19 protein-coding genes are annotated in these 24642 nt (G+C 45.2%); 9 read left to right on the plus strand and 10 right to left on the minus strand.

Going from position 1 to position 24642, the window contains the following annotated elements:
* Positions 1–89: 89 nt before the first annotated feature.
* The 4 genes from rseP (at position 90) to LZG72_RS15750 (ending at position 6198) form a co-directional block, all read left to right on the plus strand.
* Complete coding sequence (gene rseP / locus LZG72_RS15735; protein WP_233874224.1) at positions 90–1415, plus strand: RIP metalloprotease RseP; 1326 nt, start codon at positions 90–92, stop codon at positions 1413–1415.
* Positions 1390–1962 carry a DUF6702 family protein gene (locus tag LZG72_RS15740; protein ID WP_233874227.1) on the plus strand — a complete coding sequence of 191 codons (573 nt, stop codon included), beginning with the start codon at positions 1390–1392 and terminating at the stop codon, positions 1960–1962. The genes rseP and LZG72_RS15740 overlap by 26 nt, the downstream gene beginning before the upstream one ends.
* Before the next feature lie 130 nt (positions 1963–2092).
* Positions 2093–4609 carry an endopeptidase La gene (gene lon, locus LZG72_RS15745; protein ID WP_233874230.1) on the plus strand — a complete coding sequence of 839 codons (2517 nt, stop codon included), beginning with the start codon at positions 2093–2095 and terminating at the stop codon, positions 4607–4609.
* 110 nt (positions 4610–4719) lie between these two features.
* Complete coding sequence (locus LZG72_RS15750) at positions 4720–6198, plus strand: tagaturonate reductase (protein ID WP_233874233.1); 1479 nt, start codon at positions 4720–4722, stop codon at positions 6196–6198.
* On the opposite strand, the gene LZG72_RS15755 is transcribed toward LZG72_RS15750, so the two are convergent.
* The 5 genes from LZG72_RS15755 to LZG72_RS15775 all read right to left on the minus strand — a co-directional run bounded on the left by LZG72_RS15755 (position 6182) and on the right by LZG72_RS15775 (position 11549).
* Positions 6182–6847, minus strand: a complete 666-nt coding sequence (locus LZG72_RS15755) for a bifunctional 4-hydroxy-2-oxoglutarate aldolase/2-dehydro-3-deoxy-phosphogluconate aldolase (RefSeq protein ID WP_233874236.1) — start codon at positions 6845–6847, stop codon at positions 6182–6184. The two genes, LZG72_RS15750 and LZG72_RS15755, sit on opposite strands and share 17 nt — an antisense overlap.
* A gap of 83 nt (positions 6848–6930) precedes the next feature.
* On the minus strand, positions 6931–7926 hold the full coding sequence (locus LZG72_RS15760; protein WP_233875015.1) for a sugar kinase: 996 nt from the start codon (positions 7924–7926) through the stop codon (positions 6931–6933).
* Between the two features lie 145 nt (positions 7927–8071).
* Positions 8072–9493, minus strand: a complete 1422-nt coding sequence (uxaC, locus tag LZG72_RS15765; RefSeq protein WP_233874239.1) for a glucuronate isomerase — start codon at positions 9491–9493, stop codon at positions 8072–8074.
* 88 nt (positions 9494–9581) lie between these two features.
* Positions 9582–10793, minus strand: a complete 1212-nt coding sequence (uxuA, locus tag LZG72_RS15770) for a mannonate dehydratase (RefSeq protein WP_233874242.1) — start codon at positions 10791–10793, stop codon at positions 9582–9584.
* Between the two features lie 144 nt (positions 10794–10937).
* Entirely contained in the window at positions 10938–11549 is a 612-nt protein-coding gene (locus tag LZG72_RS15775; protein WP_233874245.1) for an RNA polymerase sigma-70 factor, read from the minus strand.
* 278 nt (positions 11550–11827) lie between these two features.
* Here LZG72_RS15775 and LZG72_RS15780 point away from each other — a divergent pair, with 278 nt between their 5' ends.
* Positions 11828–12853, plus strand: coding sequence for a LacI family DNA-binding transcriptional regulator (locus tag LZG72_RS15780; RefSeq protein WP_233874247.1), 1026 nt, complete (start codon positions 11828–11830; stop codon positions 12851–12853).
* 286 nt (positions 12854–13139) lie between these two features.
* On the opposite strand, the gene LZG72_RS15785 is transcribed toward LZG72_RS15780, so the two are convergent.
* A complete protein-coding gene (locus tag LZG72_RS15785; RefSeq protein ID WP_233874250.1) occupies positions 13140–14420 on the minus strand; it encodes a DUF349 domain-containing protein in 1281 nt (426 codons plus the stop codon).
* A gap of 71 nt (positions 14421–14491) precedes the next feature.
* Between LZG72_RS15785 and ettA the strand changes: the two genes are divergently transcribed.
* The gene (gene ettA / locus LZG72_RS15790; protein ID WP_233874253.1) at positions 14492–16159 is read left to right on the plus strand and encodes an energy-dependent translational throttle protein EttA; all 1668 of its coding nucleotides are present in this window, start codon (positions 14492–14494) and stop codon (positions 16157–16159) included.
* A 57-nt stretch (positions 16160–16216) separates the two neighbouring features.
* On the opposite strand, the gene LZG72_RS15795 is transcribed toward ettA, so the two are convergent.
* On the minus strand, positions 16217–17872 hold the full coding sequence (locus LZG72_RS15795) for a hypothetical protein (RefSeq protein ID WP_233874256.1): 1656 nt from the start codon (positions 17870–17872) through the stop codon (positions 16217–16219).
* Positions 17873–17994: 122 nt separating this feature from the next.
* Between LZG72_RS15795 and murC the strand changes: the two genes are divergently transcribed.
* The 3 genes from murC to LZG72_RS15810 are packed head-to-tail and all read left to right on the plus strand — an operon-like array spanning position 17995 to position 21608.
* Complete coding sequence (murC, locus tag LZG72_RS15800; protein ID WP_255701039.1) at positions 17995–19377, plus strand: UDP-N-acetylmuramate--L-alanine ligase; 1383 nt, start codon at positions 17995–17997, stop codon at positions 19375–19377.
* Between the two features lie 38 nt (positions 19378–19415).
* Complete coding sequence (locus tag LZG72_RS15805; RefSeq protein WP_233874262.1) at positions 19416–20012, plus strand: TIGR00730 family Rossman fold protein; 597 nt, start codon at positions 19416–19418, stop codon at positions 20010–20012.
* A 15-nt stretch (positions 20013–20027) separates the two neighbouring features.
* Positions 20028–21608, plus strand: a complete 1581-nt coding sequence (locus LZG72_RS15810) for an OmpA family protein (RefSeq protein ID WP_233874265.1) — start codon at positions 20028–20030, stop codon at positions 21606–21608.
* Between the two features lie 21 nt (positions 21609–21629).
* On the opposite strand, the gene LZG72_RS15815 is transcribed toward LZG72_RS15810, so the two are convergent.
* The 3 genes from LZG72_RS15815 to LZG72_RS15825 form a co-directional block, all read right to left on the minus strand.
* The gene (locus LZG72_RS15815; protein ID WP_233874267.1) at positions 21630–22241 is read right to left on the minus strand and encodes a heme-copper oxidase subunit III; all 612 of its coding nucleotides are present in this window, start codon (positions 22239–22241) and stop codon (positions 21630–21632) included.
* 84 nt (positions 22242–22325) lie between these two features.
* Positions 22326–23135: a 4-(cytidine 5'-diphospho)-2-C-methyl-D-erythritol kinase gene (gene ispE / locus LZG72_RS15820; RefSeq protein WP_233875052.1), complete on the minus strand. Its 810-nt coding sequence runs from the start codon at positions 23133–23135 to the stop codon at positions 22326–22328.
* 43 nt (positions 23136–23178) lie between these two features.
* Positions 23179–24642: a M28 family peptidase gene (locus LZG72_RS15825; RefSeq protein WP_233874270.1), complete on the minus strand. Its 1464-nt coding sequence runs from the start codon at positions 24640–24642 to the stop codon at positions 23179–23181.

Consider the following 24642-nt stretch of genomic DNA (forward strand, 5'->3'; position numbering starts at 1 on the left):
ACATTTACGTTTAAATACTTATAATTACACCAGCCTGAAATCCGAGTAATTGATTTAATAAATAACATAATAACGACTAAGAAACCTGAATGGAAGTATTAATAATGGCGGGACAGCTCATACTGGGCTTGTCGATTTTGGTAGGACTGCACGAGTGGGGACATATGTTTGCCGCGAAAATGTTTGGAATGCGGGTTGAGAAATATTTTATTGGCTTTCCGCCCAAGATTTTCAGTATTACAAAAGGAGAAACAGAATATGGCATCGGCGCGATCCCGCTTGGTGGATTCGTGAAAATATCGGGGATGATTGACGAGTCGATGGATACCGCGACTATGAACCAGGAACCTCAACCCTGGGAATTTCGCTCCAAACCGGCCTGGCAGCGTCTGATTGTCATGCTTGGCGGAATCATCGTCAATGTAATCGTGGGTATCTTCATTTTTATCGTGATCGCATATCATGAAGGTGACAAATTTCTTTCGATCAACGAGGTCAATAAATACGGTATTTTCGCTGGCGATCTTGGCCAGGAACTGGGTTTAAAAACCGGGGATAAGATTGTGAAGGTCAATGGAAAGTCTGTTGCCAATTTCAGCGACGCGCTCAGTTCGGACGTATTTCTGGGAAGTAACAGTTCGTATACAGTTAATCGCAATGGTCAGGAAATCCAGATCGATATCCCTAATAACTTCATCGAAAAGCTTTCTGCAAGACAAAGTCCGGAAGAAAGAGGCAGATTTATCCGCGCGCAGGAACCGTTCACGATCGGCGAGGTGGCGGCTGATTCTCCCGGCGAAAAAGCAGGGCTTGAAACGGGCGACAAGGTGATCTCCATTGCTGGCAAACCAATCAATTACTTTCACGAACTTCAGAACGAACTGGCAAAGCTGAAAGGGAAAACGACGCCATTGATCGTGCAGCGCGGCACAGAACAAAAAACGCTGAACGTCACAATCTCGGAAGAGGGCACTCTCGGTTTTTACCCACAAAGCCTGCTCAACTACACCTCTGTCGATTATACCCTGGGCCAGGCGATTGTAGTCGGTACCAATGACGCTTTTGCTGTTGTTTTTAATAATATCAAAGGTTTTGGCAAGATCTTCCGCGGCGAAGTTTCGGCTTCCAAAGCATTGAGCGGCCCGATCGGCATTGCCCGGATGTTTGGCGGAGTTTGGGACTGGGGCCGTTTCTGGTACCTTACCGGCTTGCTTTCTATGGTGCTAGCATTCATGAATGCACTTCCAATTCCTGCTCTGGACGGCGGCCACGCAGTAATTCTTTCTTACGAGATCATCTCGGGCCGCAAACCTTCCGATAAGTTTCTTGAAAATGCTCAGAAAGTCGGAATGGTACTTTTGCTCGGCCTGATGGCATTTGCAATCTTCAATGATGTTTGGAAAGCTGTTTTTTAATAAAGGGAGAAGGGAGGAACGGGAAGGAAAGGGAGGAAGGAATTATGGATTTCAATCCTTATTCCCTATCGTCCTTTTCCTCCCCCTTCTCCTTTTCCTCCTATCCTCTACTCCAAAGCACGACTATCACGTTTCGGTCACCCAGATGCAATACAATCCTGCATTGAAATCGTTTGAAATCAGTATCCGGATCTTTACAGACGATTTGGAAAAAGGCCTGTCGTTAAGCAATGATAAACAACGGTTTATACTTAAAACCGGCGACAAAAATGACGCATTTATCGAGAAATATATTCGTAAATCGTTTATACTCACGGATAGCCAGAGGAAACCTGTCACCATCCAGTTTGTAGGAAGAGAACAAGAAGAAGACGCGACCTGGGTTTATCTTGAAATACCGTTCCAGGGCCCATTGGACGGCTGTAAACTTCAGAATGCAACCCTGATGGAAGTGTTCGACGATCAGGTCAATATGACCAACATTAAGTTAGCTTCTGACAAGAAAACGCTTTTGTTTAAAAAAGGCCAATCAACACACATACTTTGAATTTTAGCGGACAAAAAACGCCTGACATCCGGGTCGTGGCATGGCTATTTTGTTTGTAAGATTCCCTTTCTTTTAAGAGTCATTATATATATATTGGGAAAACGATATCTGTCAAATTGACAGAATGCCTATGAAATTTGAACCTTCTGACTTATATAGTCGGCTCCTCATGTCTGATTCAGATATGGATAGCCTAGAAATTGTCCCTCTCGGTGGCCCTGACGGTTCCGATGAGCCTTTTGAGCTTCCAAATGAACTTGCTATACTGCCAATAAGGCAAACAGTGCTCTTCCCCGGAATGGTAATTCCTGTCACCGTAGTGCGTCAGAAAGCCATTCGTTTGGTTAAAAAGATCTATCGTAATTCTGATATCAATCAGCGGATTTTAGGAGCTGTAACTCAGGCTATTCCAAATAAAGAAGATCCCACTGCCGAGGATCTGTATAACGTAGGTACAGTTGCTCAGATCTTAAAAATGATCACTCTTCCCGACGGAAACGTAACGATTATTGTTCAGGGAAGGCAGCGTTTTGAGATCAAAAACATCATTCACGAAGAGCCATATCTTACCGCGGAAGTACGTGCGATCGAGGACTCTTTTTCTGGACCGACCAAAAAGGAATCCAAAGCATTATTACAGTCATTACGCGACGGTGCTCACAAGATCATGCGCCTGAACCCTGAAATTCCTCAGGAAGCACGGATTGCATTAGATAACATTGAAAGTCCGATTTTTCTGATCCATTTCCTTTCTTCCAATATCAATGTGGAAGTGGCGGACAAGCAAAAACTGCTCGAAGAACGGAATGGTCACAAGCAGGCCACGCTTTTGCTTCAGTACATGATGCGGGAGATTGAAATGCTGGAATTGAAACGGGAAATCCAGACGAAAGCCAGCTCGGATATAGATCAGCAGCAACGGGATTATTTTCTTCGCCAGCAGATCAAAGTATTGCACGATGAGCTTGGAATGGATAGTCCGGAACGCGATCTGGATGAGATACGCCTGAAAGCAAGTCAGAAAAAGTGGTCGGATACCATTCGGAACCATTTTGATAAAGAACTGAGCAAACTTCAGCGCATTAACCCCATGGCACCTGAATATCCGGTAACGATGAATTACCTGGAAACGCTGGTCGATTTGCCATGGGCTCAATATACGAAAGACAATTTTGACCTGGTGCGCGCTCAAAAAGTACTCGACGCGGATCATTTTGGACTGGAAAAAGTAAAAGAACGGATCATAGAATACCTGGCTGTTTTGAAGCTGAAAGGCAATCTGAAAGCACCAATCCTTTGTTTATATGGCCCTCCCGGAGTTGGTAAAACTTCCCTTGGAAAATCCATTGCGAAAGCTTTGAACCGGGAATATATTAGAATGGCCCTCGGCGGCGTGCATGATGAAGCCGAAATACGCGGGCATAGAAAGACTTACATTGGCGCGATGCCGGGTAAGATCATTCAGAACATTAAAAAAGCAGGTTCTGCCAATCCGGTTTTTATACTGGATGAGATTGACAAGGTTAGCTCCGATTATCGCGGCGATCCGTCTTCTGCATTGCTGGAAGTACTCGATCCTGAACAAAATTCCTCATTTACAGACAATTACCTGGAAGTTGAATACGATCTTTCCAAAGTTTTGTTTGTAGCTACTGCCAATTCGCTGGATACCATTCACCCTGCATTGCGCGACCGGATGGAAATCATTGAGATGACGGGCTACACGATCGAGGAAAAACTGCAGATAGCAAAACGTTACCTGGTCCCGAAACAACGGAAAGATCATGGTTTGAAATCCAGCGATATTCGCATTGATGATTCTGCACTTGTGCGCATCATTGAGGGATATACACGAGAATCGGGTGTCCGTAACCTGGAACAAAAAGTGGGATCTGTTGTTCGTAAAATTGCCAAATCGGTGGCAATGGAACAGGAATACTCCAAAACAGTCAAACCGGAGCAAGTTGAGAAGTATTTAGGTGCTGAGATTTTTGATAAAGATCTGTATCAGGATAACGATTTCGCTGGCGTAGTTACCGGGTTAGCCTGGACTTCTGTCGGTGGGGAAATCTTGTTTATTGAAACCAGTCTGAGCCGTGGAAAAGGAAATCTGACCCTATCCGGCCAACTTGGCGATGTAATGAAAGAATCGGCTGTCGCTGCATTATCTTATCTCAAAGCAAATGCCGATCGTCTGGGAATTGATTACCGCATTTTTAACCATTATGACCTTCACGTGCACGTGCCTGCGGGCGCGGTTCCAAAAGACGGGCCGTCGGCGGGTGTGACCATGGTGACGTCAATGGCCTCGATTTTCACGCAGCGTCGCGTAAGGCCATTTATCGCCATGACCGGTGAGATTACCCTGCGCGGAAAAGTTCTGCCGGTTGGTGGTGTAAAAGAAAAAATCCTTGCTGCGAGACGTGCCGGTGTGAAGGAAATCATTCTTTGCGTGAAAAACCGGAAGGATGTGGAAGAAGTACCGGCGAACTACATTAAAGACCTGAGCTTCCATTATGTGGACCAGATCGACGAAGTACTGGGGATTGCATTGCTTGCAGATAAGGTGAAGAATGCGACAAACTTTGTATTTCCGGAAGAAAAAAGAGAAAAAGAAGAAAGCGGCTATGTTACATTAGGCGTTTAATTTTTCAATATTTCATATAGCAACAAAGAGACGTTTTTATGCGTCTCTTTTTGTTTTTAGGGGTTTGCCATTCGAAATGGCGTCATGAAAGTGTACTTTATTTTTTGACAATGTCTTTACCACTGCTTTCACCCGCATTTCTCGATTCTCATCCGGAGATTTTACCGAACCATAAAAGCCTGCTTGCTCTGCCCGAAAAAATCATCCAGTTTGGAACGGGTGTGTTGCTGAGAGGATTGCCTGATTACTTCGTCAATAAAGCAAATCAGCAAGGCATTTTCAATGGGAGAATTGTGGTTGTCAAATCGACAAACAGCGGTGGTACGGATTCATTTTCCGAACAACAAAACATTTTTTCTCACAGCATCAGAGGGATCGAAAACGGCAATCAGATTGATGATCTGGTTATCAATACGGCAATCAGTCGCACGCTTTCGGCAAGCAACCACTGGGATGAAATTCTGGAATGCGCACATAATCCGGAATTGAAGATTGTGATTTCCAACACAACCGAAGTTGGTATCCAGCTCACCGACGACGATATTTTTGCTTCGCCACCGGCTTCTTTCCCGGGAAAACTGACTGCCTACTTATTCGAACGCTATAAAGCATTTGCCGGCTCGCCGGAAGCAGGTATGGTGATCGTTCCAACTGAATTAATTGTCGGAAATGGGCCTAAACTACGTTCCATCGTGCTGGAACAAGCTTCGAGACACAATCTTGAATCCGGTTTCATCCAGTGGCTGGAAGAGTCTAACCACTTTTGCAGCTCACTCGTTGACCGCATTGTACCTGGCAAACCGGATGCAGAAACGATTGAAGAACTTTCCGAAAAACACGGATTTGAAGACAAGTTACTAATCGTTTCGGAGGTGTACCGGTTATGGGCCATTGAGGGAAATGAGGCAGTCCGTTCCATTCTGAGTTTTGCGCAGGCAGATAGCGGTGTCGTGATTGAGCCGGATATTGATCTTTTCAGGGAATTGAAATTGCGTCTGCTCAATGGAACGCATACATTGGCTTGTGGCCTATGTTTTCTGAACGGTCTGGACACCGTCAGAGAAAGCATGGAGCAGCCAGAAACCGCTGCATTTATTTCAAATGTTATGTTGGGAGAATTGGCCCCGGCAATACCTTATCCTGTAAATGCGGAAACGGCTTCTACATTTGGCAATCAGGTTTTGGATCGTTTCAGAAACCCTTTTATCAGGCACCAGCTCATTGATATTACCGTACAATACACGGCAAAAATGAAAATGCGCAACATTCCGACGCTTCTCAATCACTATCAAAAAACCGATCAGGTGCCTGCCCTTTTTGCAAAAGGTTTTGCTGCTTTCCTCAGATTTATGAAGCCGGTGATTCATAAAGAAGAAGCGTACTACGGCGATAGAAACGGGGAACCTTATTCCATCCGCTGCGATTCAGCCGCATATTTTGACGAAAAATGGAAGAATGCAGCATCTCCCCTGGACCTTGCCCAGCAGGTCATGAGCGATGCATCACTTTGGGATGCGGACCTTACTTTGCTTCCTGGATTTGCGGATGCGGTAAAACAACATATGGCAGAGGTTAATTCCCCTGCCTGAATGCTTTAACGAGCGCGATACTTTCCGCGACTTTTTGTTCGATCCACCCGAAATTACCCTCGGCAATTACGTCTTTGGGAAAAAGGTTGGAACCTAAACCGACTGCGTACGCTCCTGCGCCAAACCATTCACTAATGCTTTCAACCGTCGGCTGCACGCCGCCGGTTACCATGATTTTAACTTTCGGCATCGGCCCGCGGATGGCTCTCACGAACGCAGACCCTACTACCTCTCCCGGAAAAAGTTTAACCACTTCCGCGCCAGCCTGTTGGGCATTGTAAATTTCAGTTAACGTGGAAACACCGGGTATCCAGGGAATGTTGGCTGCCACGCAAGCCTGCCCCACAGCCGGGTTTAGGCAGGGAGTAACGATGAAGTCAGTTCCCGCAGTGATGAATTTATGTGCTGTTTCAACGTCATATATCGTTCCAATACCGAGCGACAAGCCCGGCAGACTTTCTTTTACGTAAGCCAGCAATTCAACAAAAACCGGGTACGCATTCTCGCCGCGATTGGTAAATTCAAATGCGCGTGCGCCGCCACGATAGCTCGCATTGATCACTTCTTTGGCGATTTCTATATCTGCATGATAAAACAACGGGACGATCCCGATTTCGTTTATCAGCACCAATGTAGTTTCTCTGTCCATAGTTTTTGGGCCGTTAGCTTTGAGCTATTGGCATTAGCTTTTGTTAGTTATAGGAGTTAAAATTTCGTCGAACCTAATTACGATTACCGTTTGATCCGCCCGGAGGTTTCTCCCTGCCTGATTGCCTCGACTTCTGCGATGGTTGAGATCAATGCATCACCTTCAATGGTATGCTTTAATGCAGATGCGGCCACTCCAAATTCAAGCGCTTTTTGCTGATCGTCAAACGAGATCAAGCCATGAATCAATCCAGCAATAAATGCATCTCCGCCGCCCACACGGTCAATGATAGGATTTATTTCAATATCGTCTGTCTCCAGAAGCTCCCTACCATTCCATAAATAAGCTCTCAGCAAATTATGCGACGCGCTAATGGATGTACGTTTTGTGTCGACAATTGTGGATACCTGCGGATAAGCCTTCTGTAAGTTGACGCACGATTCTGTAAAATCGTTTCCTTCTATCCCAAAAATCTCTTTGATATTTTCCTGGTTCGCGATAACAATATCCGTTCCAGCAGTCAATTCAGGTAAAACTTCGGAAGGCTTTTTGCCGTATTTCCAGAGATTTGCCCTATAAAAAATGTCACCGGAAACCGTAATCCCATATTTCCTGGCAGTTTTGATCCCATCTAACAGTGCATCCGCGGCGCCTTGTGACAACGCGGGCGTAATTCCTGCCCAGTGAAACCATTTCGCATCTTTCAGGATCGAATCCCAGTCGATTTCTTTTGGATCAATTTCTGCGAGCGACGAATTGGCCCGGTCGTAAACGATCTGGCTTCCTCTCAATGCAGCACCCGTTTCCAGGAAATATACTGCCATTCTAGGCCCGCCGTAAATGATTTTTGAAATATCTACTCCATGAAAATGCAGATATTGTGCCGCCGCCCGGCCGATTGGCGAATCCGGGAAACGGGTAACGTGGGCGGTATGATGCCCCCAATAGGCTAGCGCTGTCGAAACATTGGCTTCGCCGCCCGCATAGGTAACATTGAGTTGACGGGCTTGTTCGAAACGGGAAAAACCAGGAGTGGAAAGTCGCATGAGGACTTCTCCGAAAGAGACTATCTGAGCCATATACAAAACGGTCGCCTGCTTTTCAAATGCACAAATTACAGGCTTTGGGAAAAATTGATTAGAAGTCAAAAATAGGTATTAAACATTAAAATAGCCCACAACAAGTCGCGGGCTACCATCTTAAATTCCGGTAAAACTGAAATATCTAAAATCCGAAGTAACGGTTTGCATTATGATACGAAATATCTTCTACCATTTTGCCCAGCCACTGAAGATCATTTGGAAGCTCACCGTTTTTGACATCGTTACCAATGAGATTGCACAAGATCCGGCGGAAATATTCGTGCCTCGGATAAGACAAAAAGCTGCGTGAATCCGTCAGCATTCCCACAAAACGGCTCAAAAGTCCCATATTCGAAAGCGCATTCATCTGGCGCTCCATACCATCTTTCTGATCCAGGAACCACCAGCCGGACCCAAACTGCATTTTCCCGGCAACGGTACCATCGTTGTAATTTCCTGTCATCGTCGCCAGCACCTCGTTGTCCGACGGGTTCAAATTATAAAGCACCGTTTTAGCAAGCTGATTGGTAGAATCCAGTTTATTCAAAAACTTCGATAATGCCTGTGCCTGGCTATAATCCCCGATCGAATCCCAGCCTGTATCCGGGCCGGTTTCGCGGAGCATTCTCTCATTATTATTTCTTAATGCGCCCAGGTGAAACTGTTGCGTCCACGATTTCGCGTGATCCATTTTGGCAAGTTCATACAGCAATACCGACTTAAATGCATTTCGCTGCGCAAGACTAGCCTGCTCACCTTTCAATGCAGAATTAAATGCCTGCTTCGCAGCCTCTTCATCATAATCGGCATAAATATGTTCCAAACCATGGTCGGAAAGCTTGCCGCCCATTGATGCAAAAAAGTCGTGACGGTTTTGCAACGCAGCCAACAAATTCCCATAATTGCCAATGGTAATGCCGGAAGCTTTTTCGAGTTTTGAAAGATATTGCTTAAAATCTTCCGGAGAATCGATCAAAAGCATTGACTTATCCGGCCGGAAAGTTGGAAGTACCTTTATATTAAACCCACTTTCACTGATCTGACTGTGGTATTCCAGCGAATCAATGGGATCATCGGTAGTACAGATCACCTTTACATTCATACGGTTCAGCAAACTTTTCACTGAAAAATCAGGCTGTTTCAGCTTGGCCGAGCACTCGTCGTAGATTTCCCTGGCCGTATCCTTATTTAACAGAATATCAATATCAAAATAGCGAAGCAACTCCAGATGCGTCCAGTGATATAATGGGTTTCGCATCGTGTACGGTACCGTACCTGCCCACTGCTCAAACTTCTCCCAATCGCTCGCATCACCGGTGCAATACCGTTCATTGATCCCGTTGGCTCGCATGGCCCTCCATTTGTAATGGTCGCCATACAGCCAGATCTGCGTCAGGTTTTCGAATTGCTTATCCCCGGCAATCTGATCCGGCGGAAGATGGCAGTGATAATCGATGATCGGCATCTCCTTGGCATATTCGTGATAAAGAATACGCGCGGTTTCCGAGCGAAGCAGAAAATCCTCGGAGATAAATGTTTTTTGAGTTGTAGCGATTGTCGTCATATTCCCCTGTTGTATTTGCACCTTCGGTCGTTGCCCTGCTGGTCTTTCTCCCCCAACCCCCTAAAGGGGGCTATTTATATATTATATTTCAAGTCCCCTTTAGGGGATTCAGGGGCAACCCCCGCTCAATTCCATATTCCAACCCGCGTAATTCCGCCAATCCTCTCAATCTCCCAATTGCAGTATACCCCGGATTTGTTCTTTTGGTAGCCGAGAGATCGTCCAGCATCCGATGTCCGTGATCGGGACGGAAAGGCATGCGAAGATCTGTTCTTCCCTCTTCCTTTCTTCTTTTTTGTTCCAGTACCAAAGCCTTCATCACGCCATACATATCCACGTCCCCGTCGAGGTGATCTGCTTCATAGAAGCTGCCATCATGTTCACGTCTTGTTGCGCGTAAATGGATAAAATGGATCCTGCTACCAAGTCTGTTTACCATTCCTTTCAGGTCATTGTCGGGCCTCACGCCGTATGAACCCGTGCAAAAGCAAATGCCGTTTGCCTGATCGTCATACGCTTCCAAAAGCATTAATACGTCGTTTTCCGTACTCACAACTCTTGGCAAGCCAAGGATCGGATACGGAGGATCGTCGGGGTGGATGGCCAGCCTGATGCCCGATTCGGCAGCTACCGGCCCTATTGCCTGGATAAATTGGTATAAATGCGTCCTTAATTCCAGGTCGCCGATATGTCTGTATGTTTCTAAAACCTTCCGGAACTCTTCGATTGTAAAGCTTTCTTCCGAACCTGGCAATCCGGCAATAATGTTGCGTACCAGTTTGTTTACCAGTTCTTCCGAAGCACCGTCGAGCCAGTTTTTAGCCTTAATTTTCTGCTCCTCCGAGTATAATTCCCGGGCTTCTGGCCTGTTTAAAAGAAATAGGTCAAATGCGGCAAACTGTGCGGCATCAAATCTCAATCCGGTAGAACCATCCTTCATGGGAGCGTCCAGGTCTGTTCTGGTCCAATCTAGGATCGGCATGAAGTTGTAGCATACGGTATCGATACCACATTGACCCAGGTTATATAAGCTTTGCTGGTAGTTTTTAATGTATTTTTCAAAATCACCCGTACGTGTTTTGATCGCCTCGTGAACCGGAACACTTTCCACCACGGACCAAGTCAGCCCGGCAGACTCAATTTCTTCCTTGCGTTTTTGAATCTCCGAAATTTCCCAAACTTCGCCGTTGCGGATATGGTGCAGAGCAGTCACAATGCCAGTCGCCCCTGCCTGACGTATATCCGATAAAGAAACGGGGTCATTCGGTCCGAACCACCGCCATGTTTGTTCTAATGCCATTGTTTAAGATTGTTAGCGATTAGCTTTTAGCTGTTAGCCGTTAGCTTTTTGGCTACGCGGTTTAATCGCTGTACTGTTTAATATGTTTTTTTTATTTAAAAAATTGAAGAGCATTTAGCTAATGGCTAACAGCTAAACAGCTCTTCAAGCCACCAACCTATGCTCCGGTACCCTTTCTCTCAATACCTTCAACGCCCGGCTCATTTGTGTTTCCACTGTTTTGACTGAAATTTCGAGTTTTTCTGCGATGTCACGGTAACGCAGACCCTCTTCTCTGCTGAGCCTGAAAATGAGCTGGCATTGGCGTGGGAGAGCCTGAATACAACCTTCCACGTGCGTGTAAAATTCGTTGAACGAAAGTTCATCGGCTGGGGAAAAATGGTCTGCGTGAGACAAATTCCATTGTACCGATTCCAGCGATTCGCGCTCATTCTGCCGGTGAACCCGCAGTTTCAGATAGTCCAGCGCCTGATTGCGCACTGCTCTGTAAATGTAAGCTTGAAACGAAGTATGCACTTCAATCTGCTCACGATTTTTCCAAAGTTTTACAAATACATCGGACACGACTTCCTCGGCAATCTCACGGGTTACTACCACGCGCATCGCGTAATTGCATAATGACCTGTAATGATGCGTAAACAACTCCCGAAAAGCATTGTAATCCCCTGTCGCCACTACTTTGCCGAACAAATTTTCCAGCAGATTCTTTTGTGTGTAAACAGACTGTACCGGTTTGGTAAAAGATTTTGTTTCCATTTAAATCAAGCCAGGTTATTTATAGAAGATTTCCGCGATGAGTAGTGGTGCGCCCGGCACAATCGCCGTCAACATTAAACCTAGTTAACCATTGGTTCGTTGATACACAAAAATAATTCTTGAAAAAAAGCAATTAATTTACGCAACCGTTCCCGGAACCGTTCCCGTTTGCGGAATTATTCCCGGAAACATTTCAAAAATGCATAAACTTGCGCAACCGCCCGACATGTTGCATATTTTAGATTGTTTAGCATGATTGCACTATTCCTATATCACCGATGAAGAAAGTTTCCATTACCATTAAGGAGATCGCCAGGCAGCTTTCTATTTCGAAATCCACGGTTTCTCGCGCACTCCGGGATAGCAGTGAAATCAGTGAGGAAACGAAAAAGAAGGTGATCGACCTTGCGGAGCAGCTCAACTACTATCCGAATCCCATTGCAATCAGTTTGCTCAAAAACCGGACACAGACGATCGGCGTGATCGTACCGGATATTGCCAACCGGTTTTACTCCTCGGCGATCGGTGGCGTAGAAGATATCGCTTACAGCCGGGGCTACCACACTATGATCTACCAAAGTCACGAGCTGCTCGAAAGAGAACGATCGGCCTCCAGACATATCGCTTCCCGGCGGGTGGATGGGCTGGTTGTCGCCATTTCAAGTCAGTCCGAGAATATCGATCACTTCGTTTCTTTGCAGGAACAAGGTATCCCTGTCGTATTTTTTGACAGGGTAAGCGATGCCATGCAAACGCATAAAGTACGCGTGGATGATTATAAAGGCGCGTTTGAAGCGACGGAACATTTAATCAGAAGAGGTTGTCGTCGCATTGCACACATCGCTGGCCCAAAACCGGTTTCGATCACCCGTTTCAGGCTGGAAGGTTATAAAGACGCATTGCGAAAATACGACATCGAATTTCAGGAGGAATGGGTACTTCACACCGAAATCACCCAGGCCGGCGGCACCGACCGCACATACCAGCTCATGGCCCTGCGGGAAAGGCCCGATGCCATTTTTGGCGCAAGCGACCGCATTACCATGGGAATCCACTGGGCGCTAAAGCAGCTCGGCTATAAAATGCCCGACGACGTTGCGGTGATCGGTTTCTGCGATCTTGCCATGTCGTCACTCCTCGACCCTCCTGTAAGTTCCATCACCCAGCCTTCTTTCGAAATGGGCCAGCAGGCAACATCCCTATTGCTGGATCTGATCGAAAGCAAAAATACCCCGGCCACTTTCGAGACCAGGGTACTGCAATCAAATCTTGTTATACAGAAATCTTCGTTGAAGAAAGTGTGAGATGTGAGGCGTGAGGCGTGAGATGTGAGATGTGAGGCGTGAGATGTGAGGTGTGAGGTGTGAGATGTAAAATGTGAGATGTGAGATGTGAGATGTAAAACGTGAAAAGTGAGATGTGAGATGTGAGGTTTAAGCCTTTTAACTTCTCACATTTTACATTTTACATTTCACTTCATTTTACATTTCACTTCATTTCACATTTTACTTCCATTTCACTTCATTTCACATTTTACTTCCATTTCACATTTCACTTCTCACATTTCACAAATCTCACATTTCACAAAAATCACCCCGTAATCGTTTTCAGCTTTCTGTCAAATTCCGCCAGGATACGCTCTTTCATCTGAACCTTGCGTTTCTGGATGTTGATGCGGCCTGCGGCTTGTTTATCGATTTCAGGATCGCCGGTGGCAGTTCTGTCGAACTCGAGAATGGCAAATTCAAGGTCGCTTTTCTCGCGTTTTGCAAGCCATTCCAGTTCCCGGTATTTGGTACGCAGCTGCTCTTCCTGACTTTTCATTTCAAAAGCCGGGTATTTGCGGCTGATCACGCGCGCCAGGTAGCTAAGCTCAAATATTTTGTCACAAACCATCCTGAAACGTTCCGCAAGTTCTTTGTCCGCCATTTTGAAAGGAATTTTGATTTCTTTCCATTTGCTTAAAAGAACTTTTGCCTCCTGCGATGCCTCGATAATATCCGGGCCGCGCAAAAGCGTTTCTGCCTGCGCCAATAATTTTTGCTGTTCTACAATGCGCGGGTCTACACGTACTTTTGGCTCGATACCTTTTGCCAGATTGTATTTGTCGTAAAACAATTTGAGAAAGTGCCGGTATGCCTTATTTACTTTAAAGAAACGCTTTGGAGGCACTTCACCGATATTATTCCAGGCATTACGCACATCTCTTGCTTTCGCATAGGCATCATCGAGGTCACGTGAATAGCTGAGCGTTTTGGTAATCTTGATCAACTTCTCATATTCTTCAATGCGAGACTGGTTAATCTTATTCTGCTCATCAAAATAATCACGGCGACGTTGGAAAAAGTCATCCAGGATTTGTTGGAACGTCGTCTCAACTTCTTCCTGATACTCTTTTTCAACAGGCCCGGTACGTATCCATTTTGCTTTGATTTCCTGTATCTGATCCGTTGCCGCCGCATAATCTTCAATTGCAGCAGCTACTTTTACATCTTCAATCAGTGCTCGCTTGATTTCAAGGTTTTTAAGTTGGTTCACCTCGATCAAACCTTTCAGGTACTCCTCTTTCTCTTCCAGTCGTTGCAGCAAAGGCACAAAGTCCCCAAGTGCATCAAAACCTTTAAGCTTACGTTGCAGCTGGATCAGTTTTGTCAGATATGAGCCTTTGTTAAGTGCTTCATCGATCTCTTGCTCCAGTTGCTCTACTTTGTTCAGGACAATGTTGAAACGATTCTTGAAATAATCTATCGCTTCCTGCTCTGTCCTTTTCACTTCTCCAATTTGCCGGTCGGGGAAATCGAGGTACCCCTTTAAAAATACTTTGCTGTCTTTAACATAGCCGTATTCATCATTCAATGTGGCATTTTCCATTCTTCCAATTTTTTTATCTGCTAAGTGTAGGGATATATAACGATATTTGTTACGCACAAATTAAACAAAAAATGAGTAACGAAACCATTATTTTCTCAATGTCTGGGGTTAACAAAGTCATACCTCCCAACAGGCATATTATTAAAAACATCTATCTATCCTTTTTTTATGGTGCAAAAATCGGGGTTCTAGGTTTAAACGGTTCAGGTAAATCGACACTTCTCCGGGTAATAGCAGGAATTGACAAGGACATTCAGGGTGACGTAGTTTTCTCGCCAGGTTATTCAGTCGGCATGCTGGAGCAGGAGCCGAAACTGGACCCCACAAAAACGGTGCGGGAGGTTGTGGAAGAAGGCGTTCAGGAAATCGTAAACCTTTTAAAAGAATTTGAAGAGATCAACGAGGCATTCGGGGAAGAGGATGCTGATTTTGATAAGTTACTTGAAAGACAAGGAGAAGTACAGGAAAAACTGGATGCGACGGATGCCTGGAACCTGGATAACCGTCTCGAAATCGCGATGGATGCATTGCGCTGCCCGCCTTCCGATGCATTGGTTTCAACACTCTCGGGAGGTGAAAAACGCCGGGTTGCATTGTGCCGCCTTTTGCTGCGCCAGCCTGATGTACTTTTACTGGATGAACCTACCAACCACCTGGATGCCGAGTCGGTACTCTGGCTTGAAGAACATTTAAGACAATATAAAGGAACAGTAATCGCAGTAACCCACGATAGGTATTTCCTGGATAATGTGGCCGGCTGGATCCTGGAACTCGATCGCGGCGAGGGAATTCCATGGAAAGGAAACTATACTTCCTGGCTGGAACAAAAGCAGGAACGTTTGAAAAAAGAAGAAAAAACAGAATCCAAACGTCAGAAAACCCTGCAGCGTGAGCTGGAATGGGTACGCATGGGGACGAAAGGGCGCCAGGCTAAATCCAAGGCACGTTTGGGCGCATACGAAAGATTGCTCGGGGAGGAAGGAAGAGAGAAGGAAGAAAAATTGGAGATCTTCATTCCAGCTGGCCCAAGACTTGGTAACAAGGTGATCGAAGCCCATAATGTCTCCATGGGTTTTGGTGACAGGTTGCTTTATGAAAACCTGAATTTTGCTTTGCCCCCAAATGGTATAGTGGGAATTATCGGGCCTAATGGTGCCGGAAAGACGACTCTTTTTAAACTGATAACTGGCCAGCTGAAACCACTTTCGGGCCATTTCGATGTCGGTGACACGGTGGAACTGGCTTATGTAGACCAGGAGCATGATAATCTCGACCCCGTAAAAACGGTGTACCAAAGTATTGCCGACGGAAACGACTGGATCATGATCGGCGGAAAGCAATCGAATGCGCGGGCGTATGTGAGCCGGTTTAATTTTGGTGGCGGTGATCAGGAAAAGAAAGTCGGGACCCTTTCGGGTGGCGAGCGAAACCGGGTGCATTTGGCGATGACGCTAAAAGAAGGCGGTAATTTGCTGCTGCTCGATGAGCCGACCAACGACTTGGATATCAATACATTACGTGCATTGGAAGAAGGCCTTGAGAATTTTGCAGGATGTGCCGTAATCATCTCCCACGACCGGTGGTTCCTCGACCGCGTTGCAACACATATTCTTGCTTTCGAGGGTGATTCTCAGGTATATTGGTTTGAAGGGAATTTCACGGAGTATGAAGAAAACCGGCGCAAGCGAATGGGAAGCGATTTGACCCCTAAAAGAATAAAATACAAGAAGTTAGCTTAAATTTCCATAAGAAAATTCAAATGAAGACGGGGCCGGGGAAATTCTCCGGTCCCTTTTTTAGAATATTAAAGGCTTTGAGATACCACGCGACATGGGCTTTCCGTCCGCCAGCCAGCAAAACCGTGCGAGATAGGTCCCGTGCCGAAGCTTTTCCGGAATCTCGCAATAGTAATTCACACGGTCCGAACCCTTCGAAAACATGTTGGAAAAGATTGCTCTATTACTGTGGAGGGCCACAAGATAAAAGTCTTGCGGATCAGTACTGGAAGTCAGCCCAAGGTATACATCTTCTTTCGCCAGATCCTTGTCTTTATTTTCTATCCCAATGATTTGCACCGGAAAAACGGGATTCGTACTCAGTTCCCCCGCAGAAAATCTCTGAATGGAAATGGTTGCATTTGCAGGCTCCCCGACCGGTTTACGCTTCCATGATTCGATAATGCTTTTGTAAAAATAGACCGGGAATGTGTAGTTCACGTAGAATTCCGGGTCGGCATCCGTCATGTTAAGGTATTGATGAAGGAAAACCCGGTGGCGTGGATAATTGTAACTATCCGCCTTCAAACCGTGCTCAAAACTACTTACGGCCGATTCATACTTTGCATAACTGTACACATTCAGTAGGAATGAGACGAATAAAAACAATGCTTTAAATATTCTTAAGTCCCTGTTTTTTAAATATTTAATTACAAATAAATAAAACAGGATCAGCATACTGACTGAATAGATCTGGTACCGGATAGCGACCATGGATTCAGCCCCGGATGCCTGCCTCCCGATTGCAATGAAAGCCATACTAGCCAGCAGGCGCAGAAAACAAATGTCAGTAAAATCCAGCGCTAGTAAATTTCCGGTTTCAAACCGGTCCGATCTGGCAGCTATATTCGGGAAGAGTTTCAGGGTTACAAAAACCGCTAAAATAACACTTCCTATGAGCAGCGAAATGGGCACTGCGCGCGTGTCCGAAATCACTTTTCCAATCGATCCGGTTCCCACAACAAAACCTTTTGCCATTGAAACAAGCGTTTCTGCATTGAAAATAAGCTTAGAATCGCTGGTAAACTTAAAATCGGCAAAGTAAATGATCAGATACGCAACCCCGAAAACCAGGAAAAACGCAGCATGTTTCCACCTTTTTTGGGTCATCAGCCAGACAATGGCCACCGGAATGATACTGATGCCATCAAGGTTGGTGAGGCTGGCCATGACTGCGAAAAGAATGGAGTAATACCAGACTTTTCGCTTTTCCTCGCGAAGAAAATAAAGACACAAAAGGGAAAATGCAATGGAAGGCGTATGCTGCAAAGCCGTCAGACTCCACATATGAACCTGATAAACCATCGGCGAAAACAATAGCAATGTGACCGGCAAAAATGACAGAAATCCATTGCCCGAGGTTCTGAATATGAGGTAAAACGTATATCCTAACAGCATCAGATACAGATAACCAAACATGATCGTCATCTTGAAATCGAGCGTGCCTTTCACTAAATAGGTAAGGAAAATGCCAATGCGGGGAAATGCGGAGCGGTGATCGTTTTGTTGCCGGACAAGTACCGAGAAAAAGCGGGAAAGGTCATTTTTCAGGATATTAACTGAATCGATCAGTTCCATATCGTCCATATAAGGAACATTCACCGCATGCTTGAATATGTAGCAGGCAAATAAAATGACCGGCAGGAATACCAGTATCGGCCGATAAAGTTTTATCACTGACTGTGGATTTGTTATTAAAATACCTGCCAATTTAAGTCATACCTTTCTCTTTTTACTCAGATTTCTCTCAAAGATCAATTCTTGCTAACTTTCGCACAGAAATCTGTTTAGAACCATCAATGACTCAAAATCCGTCTCTTCCCAAAATACATTTCATTTCAATAGGTGGCAGCGTAATGCATAATCTGGCCATCGAGCTTCATTTAAACGGCTTTCTTGTCAGCGGATCGGACGATGAGATCTACGAACCATCATCCAGCCGGCTCGCCCGTTACGGTTTGCTTCCGGCCATTACCGGCTGGTTTCCGGAAAAGATAACATCTGATCTGCAAGCTGTCATTTTAGGAATGCACGCCCGGCAGGACAATCCGGAGTTGGCAAAAGCCAGGGAATTGGGGATCAAAGTCTATTCTTACCCTGAATACATATTCGAACAAAGCCAGAATAAACAACGTGTGGTAATCGCTGGAAGTCATGGAAAAACGACCATTACTTCGATGATCCTCCATGTTTTAAAATTCAATAACCGCATTTTCAATTACCTGGTAGGCGCTCAGATCGAAGGGTTTGACAACATGGTCAACCTTTCGGAAAAAGCGCCGCTGATCGTGATCGAAGGAGATGAGTACTTTACTTCTCCGCTCGATCATACCCCGAAATTCATGCATTACCAGCCGCACATCGCATTGATCAGCGGCATTGCCTGGGATCATTTCAATGTGTTTCCTACCTGGGAATCGTATGTCAAGCAATTTGAACTGTTAGCCGATTCCCTGCCAAAAGCCGGTACCATTATCTTTGACGAAACCGATGATATGCTCGACGTGATCGGTCAAAAAGGTCGGCCGGATGTGGTCAGTACACCTTATAATGAACATCCAAACAAGATTGAAAACGGGAAAACCATCCTTCTGACTGCGGAAAATGGAGAAGTTCCGGTTCTTGTATTTGGGAATCATAATATGAAGAACATCAGTGGTGCCCGTGCGGTTTGCGAAAGATTAGGCATTACCGATGAAGAATTTTACAAAGCAATCCAATCCTTTAAAGGCGCTTCGAAAAGGCTGGAATTGCTGGGCAGCAACGATTCGGTGAAGGTATACCGTGATTTCGCGCATGCTCCATCCAAAGTAGAGGCCACAACAATTGCATTAAAAGAGCAATTTCCGGACCGTACGCTGGTGGCCTGCGCCGAGCTGCATACATTCAGCAGCCTGAACAAAGCATTTTTAAAACAATATCGCAGAAAACTGAAAGCGGCTGACGTCGCGGTTGTATACTATAACCCGCTCACTGTTGAACATAAAAAGCTGGAACCGATATCGAAGGAAGATATTCGTCTTGCATTCAAGAGAGACGATCTGCAGGTTTTCACAGATTCATCAGAAATGGTTACTTTCCTGAAATCCCTGACCTGGAAGAACGCAAATTTGTTGCTCATGAGTTCTGGCACTTACGGCGATCTGGACCTTAAAGCATTGGCTGAAGAAATTCTTGCATAATAATTCTCATCATTTCACACATTTAATATTCTCATTCCATGCAGTCCATTGTTGTTTATTGCGGTTCCAATTCGGGTAACAAGGCGGTTTATGCCGAAGCAGCGTATTCTGTCGGCGCCGAGCTCGCGAAAAGAAATATCAAGCTAATCTACGGTGGCGGCAATATGGGATTAATGGGGCGAGTGGCCGACGGGGCAATGGAAAACCAGGGCTTCGTCACGGGCATTATCCCCAATTTTCTGGCAAAGCTGGAAAACGCCCACAAGACACTTTCTGAACTGCATTTTGTAGAAACAATGCACGAACGAAAAGCGAAAATGGTCGCAATGTCGGACGGGGTTATTGCGCTTCCGGGCGGATATGGCACATTCGATGAACTGTTTGAAATCCTTACCTGGTCTCAACTTCGCATTTTCAATGGGCCGGTAGGTCTTTTAAATGTGAATGGATATTACGATTTTCTTTTAATGCAACTGGACAAAATGGTTGAAGAAGGTTTCCTGCGTACAGACAATCTTAAATTGCTGGTTGTAGCCGACGAAGCCGGAACGCTCCTTGAAAAAATGGATGATTACCGGCAGAAAAATCCGGAAAATAAGCCGCTTGACAGCTCGTTATACGTAGACAACAATTAGTCACTTTCCCGTTCAATGCGTATTTCTAATCTTATCCTTATTATCCTGCTGATTTCCTTTACTGCCCAGGCGCAGCTGGAAAATCTCGGCAAAACAGTAAATACCGAATATAACGAGATCAGCCCCATCATTTCTCCCGATGGAAAAACCATTTATTTTTCAAGAGTTAGTCACCCGCAAAACACCCACGGACCGAAAGGAAGCCAGGATATCTGGTTCTCCGAACTGAAAAACGACAAATGGACGCAGGCAAGACGACTTCCTCCCCCTCTAAACAAAGAAGGTTACAACAGCCTATATAGCATCACCCCCGATGGTAACACGTTGCTTATCAAAGGTTCCTACAAAAATGGGGTCTATGAAACCCGAGGCTTTTCTACCAGCAAAAAAACAACACGAGGCTGGGCGGCACCTAACAAAATTGAAATACCCGGCTATGCTAAAATGAGCAAAGGCCAGTTCGACTGCGGCTACTTGTCGACGGACGGCAAGGTACTTGTCATGTCGTTTAGCGAAAAGAAGAACAGTAAAACAGACGATATGTACGTCAGTTTTAAACAAAAAAACGGCGAATGGTCGAAACCGTTAAACCTTGGTCCTGAGATAAATACAGAGGAATTTACAGAAACAACTCCTTTTCTAGCTCCGGATGGTGTTACGTTGTATTTTTCAAGTGACCGAAAAGGCGGGCAGGGAAGTAACGATATTTATTACAGCAAACGCATTGATAAAAGCTGGAAAAGGTGGAGCAGACCGGTAAACCTTGGAGCGGCAATTAATACCGACGGTTATGACGCCTACTACACTATTTCGGCGCTGGGCGACTATGCATATATGGTTTCCTTCAAAGATACCGAAGGAAAAGGCGATGTCGTCCGATTTAATCTTCAGCCTAAAACTACGCCCGGAGATACCACGGAAGCACCCATTGCAAACATTCCTGTGGCTGATCCGGTCGTCATGATCAGTGGTAAAGTGATTGATTCAAAGACTGGCAAACCGGTCCAGGCTACCATTATTTACGAAAATCTGGTTGATGGAGAAGAAGTCGGAACCGCCACCACGAATCCGACTACCGGGGAATACAAAATTGTACTTCCGTATGGCCAAAAGTATAGTATGCGAGCGGTTGCGCCTGATTTTATAGCCGAAGGCGAAAACATTGACCTAACAGATTCGACAGCAAATGGAAAGGGAAAAACATTCAGAGAAATTACCAACAAGTCGCTGAAACTGATCCCCATCGAGGAAGGTCAGATTGTCCGCCTCAACAACATTTTCTTCGCCACCGGGAAGTCTACATTAAACAGCGAATCCTTTCCTGAGTTGAACCGAATTGCGATTTCTATGACGGAGAACAAGACTCTTGCGATCGAGCTTGGAGGCCACACGGACAATACGGGCAGCGCGGAATTCAACCTTAAACTCTCACAAGATCGTGCCGATACGGTAAGAGAGTACCTGATCGGAAAAGGCATCGAACCAGATCGTGTCGGCAGCAAAGGATACGGCGAAACGATTCCTGTCGCCAAGAACGATACGCCCGAAGGTCAACAACAAAACCGGCGTGTGGAATTCAAGATTTTAAAGAAATAGTAAGACGGAACTATTGAAATTTTAATAAAGGAATATCAGCACGATAAATACCGCCAGCCAGAGAGCTCCTGTGAAGTGCCAAAACCGCGTTAAAAGCTTGATACGCAACCGGTTCGGGGGGTTTACGCTGTAAACAAAAGAGTCCACATAACTTCTGTTCTTAACCGCTTTCCGAAATAGATAACTCAGGTAAAGAACGCCTGCCAGGATGTGAAGTAAATGCAACCCGGTTAAGAGGTAGATGAAACCTTCCGAATTACTTACTCCAATGAAAACGCCTGTATTGACCATTTCCATCCAGCCCCCGATCTGTAGCAGGATAAAAACAAACCCAAGGAGTAATGTCGCACCCAGAAAAACACGATAATGCAAAAAACGCTCGGTATTGAATGCAAGATTTGCTTCGTGTAGGGTGATGCTGCTGAACAAAATGACTAATGTGCTCAGCCAGAACATATCGGGCAGTACAATCAGGTTGCCTGAATCTCTGTGTAAAAGCAGCAGAAAAATGATGAATATCGACGTAAAGAGTAATGCACTTCCTGCAACACCAAGCCAAAGCATAAAGCCAAGAGGCTCACGCCGCTTTGTAAAAGGGCTTTCCCTTAATTTGGTTGTTGGTTTTGGACTCATTCTAACTCTCAGCTATTTTAAAATGGCACCCTTCTGGATATAACGACCGTTTTAAACAGTCGGGCATATGCTTAACAATTATATTTATTTAAGAAACCCCTGCCACACCATAAAAGGCTTAAAGTGTGAACGTAAATTAATTTCCTGGTCGAAAATTCCAAATATCGTCGAGCCGGAACCACTCATAGAAGCATATTCTGCCCCGCATTCGTATATTTTAGTCTTTAATTCTTCCAAAAGAGGATATTTCCGGAACAGCGTTGCTTCAAAGTCATTTTTTACCTGAAATTTCCATTCCGAAACTGGCAACTTCAAAGCATTCCGCAAATCGCTTTCCCCGGGTTTTGCCACTACACCCGCGTATGCCTCGATTGTCGAAATGTGTATCCCGGGATTCACCATCACAATCCTTTTCCCTTTCAGGCTCAGATCAATATCTTCAAAATGATCCCCTTTTTCGAAACAGTACGCAGGTTCATTAAGAATAAAAAAAGCACAATCACTTCCTAATCTACGTGCATATTCGAGCTGTTTTTCAAAAGAAATATGAAGATTGAAGTACTGATTCAATGCTTTGATTGTAAATGCAGCGTCCGATGAGCCTCCCCCCAACCCTGCACCAACCGGAATGCTTTTCAGCAGATGCAATTTCACCGGTGCAAGTTGATAATCGTCACTCAGCATCTTATAAGCTTTGAGGCAAAGGTTATCCGAGTTGTTTCCCGGAATGGCAATACCATCGGACTCGAATAGCAACTCACCAGAATCTGTGACTTCCAACGCGTCCGTCCATCCTACCGGGTAAAAACATGACTCGATATTATGGAAACCGTCGGACCTTTTTTCAACGATATTTAAACCAATATTGATTTTTGCATTTGGAAATACCAGCATACTATCCTTAAAAATTGGCCGCAAATATCCGCATATTTCCTGATTATTGCTCCCAACGCCACTCCTGACCAATCACTAATTCTTCCTTCAAACCCTGCGAGATAAGAAAATCCCGTGTTTTTTGGTCTGAAAGCTTTTTAACTGCGATGTCCTGCGTATTCGTCAGTGCATATAAATACATTGCCGCAATTCGAACTGTGCTTTCCAGCTGATCTTTATTTACCAAACTAAAATCATCACAATCCGCATGGTAACATTGTAAAACATTTGGATCAAGGTGGCCAGACAACCCTGCAATAGGAATACCTTCCAGCATAAACGGCTGATGATCACTGTGAAGGCCTGCACGGTTGATCGTTTCGTTCTTGTAACCTGCATCTATCTGCTGAATGGCAGTCCCCACTGTGGCGAAGAAATTGTTCATTTCCTCTCTTCCAAATGCGTTCACGCCCCTGGGATCATTCGTCATATCGAGGTTCATCATATAACTTACCTTGTCAATATTCCCGGATTTCTTCAGTTCACTCACAAAATGCTTTGATCCAAGCAATCCTTGCTCCTCCCCCATAAATAACACGAACTGAATGGTCTTCTCCGGTTTGACTTTGATAGCCTTGAACGTCCGTGCGATATCCATTACCGCAAAAGACCCGATCCCATTATCGATTGCACCCGTGGCCAGGTCCCAGGAGTCAAGGTGGCCGCCGATAATGACTTTTTCATCTGATTTTCCTCTCAGGGTTGCGATCACATTTCTGGCCTTAATGGGTTTAGAAACGTTATGCATATCGATATGTGCTTCCAGGGGTCCCTCTTCTTTAAGCCATTTGCGTACCTCAATGCCACTTTCACTTGAAATGCAAACTGCTGGGATGGATATAATGGCACCGGTTACCGAGGCGGTTCCCGTCAAAAGTATTTTCCCGGGCGCTCCATTTACCATGATTACGCCGGTAGCGCCATATTTGATAGCTAATGCTGTTTTTTCAGAACGATGAAGATTTTTCTTGCCTGACGCGCCCACCAAATTAATATTGGCAAGAACCACTTTTCCTTTCACTTTTTCTTTCACCGCGGCAAAATCCTCGTCCAAACCATTTCCGACATCCACAATCTCTCCTTTCAGATTGGATTCTACCGGAGAATGCGCCAGCGAAACAACCGGAACATCCCGAAAGTTGTCACTGCTGCCCGGTGCAATAGATAAAGTCACGGTGTCGCGCATCCAGGCTTCCACTTCGAAAGGTTGGTATACAACATCTGTAAAACCGTAACTTTTCAAAAGTTTAAAAGCATATTCTTCGGCCTTTTCTCCGTTTGCACTTCCTGTCAGACGGTGACCAATCGTTTTGGTGGCTTCTTCAAGTGTTGCGTATGCCTTGCTGTTCCTTCTTACCTCATTGTCTAGTTTAGAGAAAGGCTTTTCCCACTTCTTATCCACGGGTCGAAATCCCGCGAAAGACATGAAAAATCCACTAATTAAGACGACTTGTACAACTTTTTTCAT

The organism is Dyadobacter sp. CY323, from assembly GCF_021390245.1.
Classification (GTDB): domain Bacteria; phylum Bacteroidota; class Bacteroidia; order Cytophagales; family Spirosomataceae; genus Dyadobacter.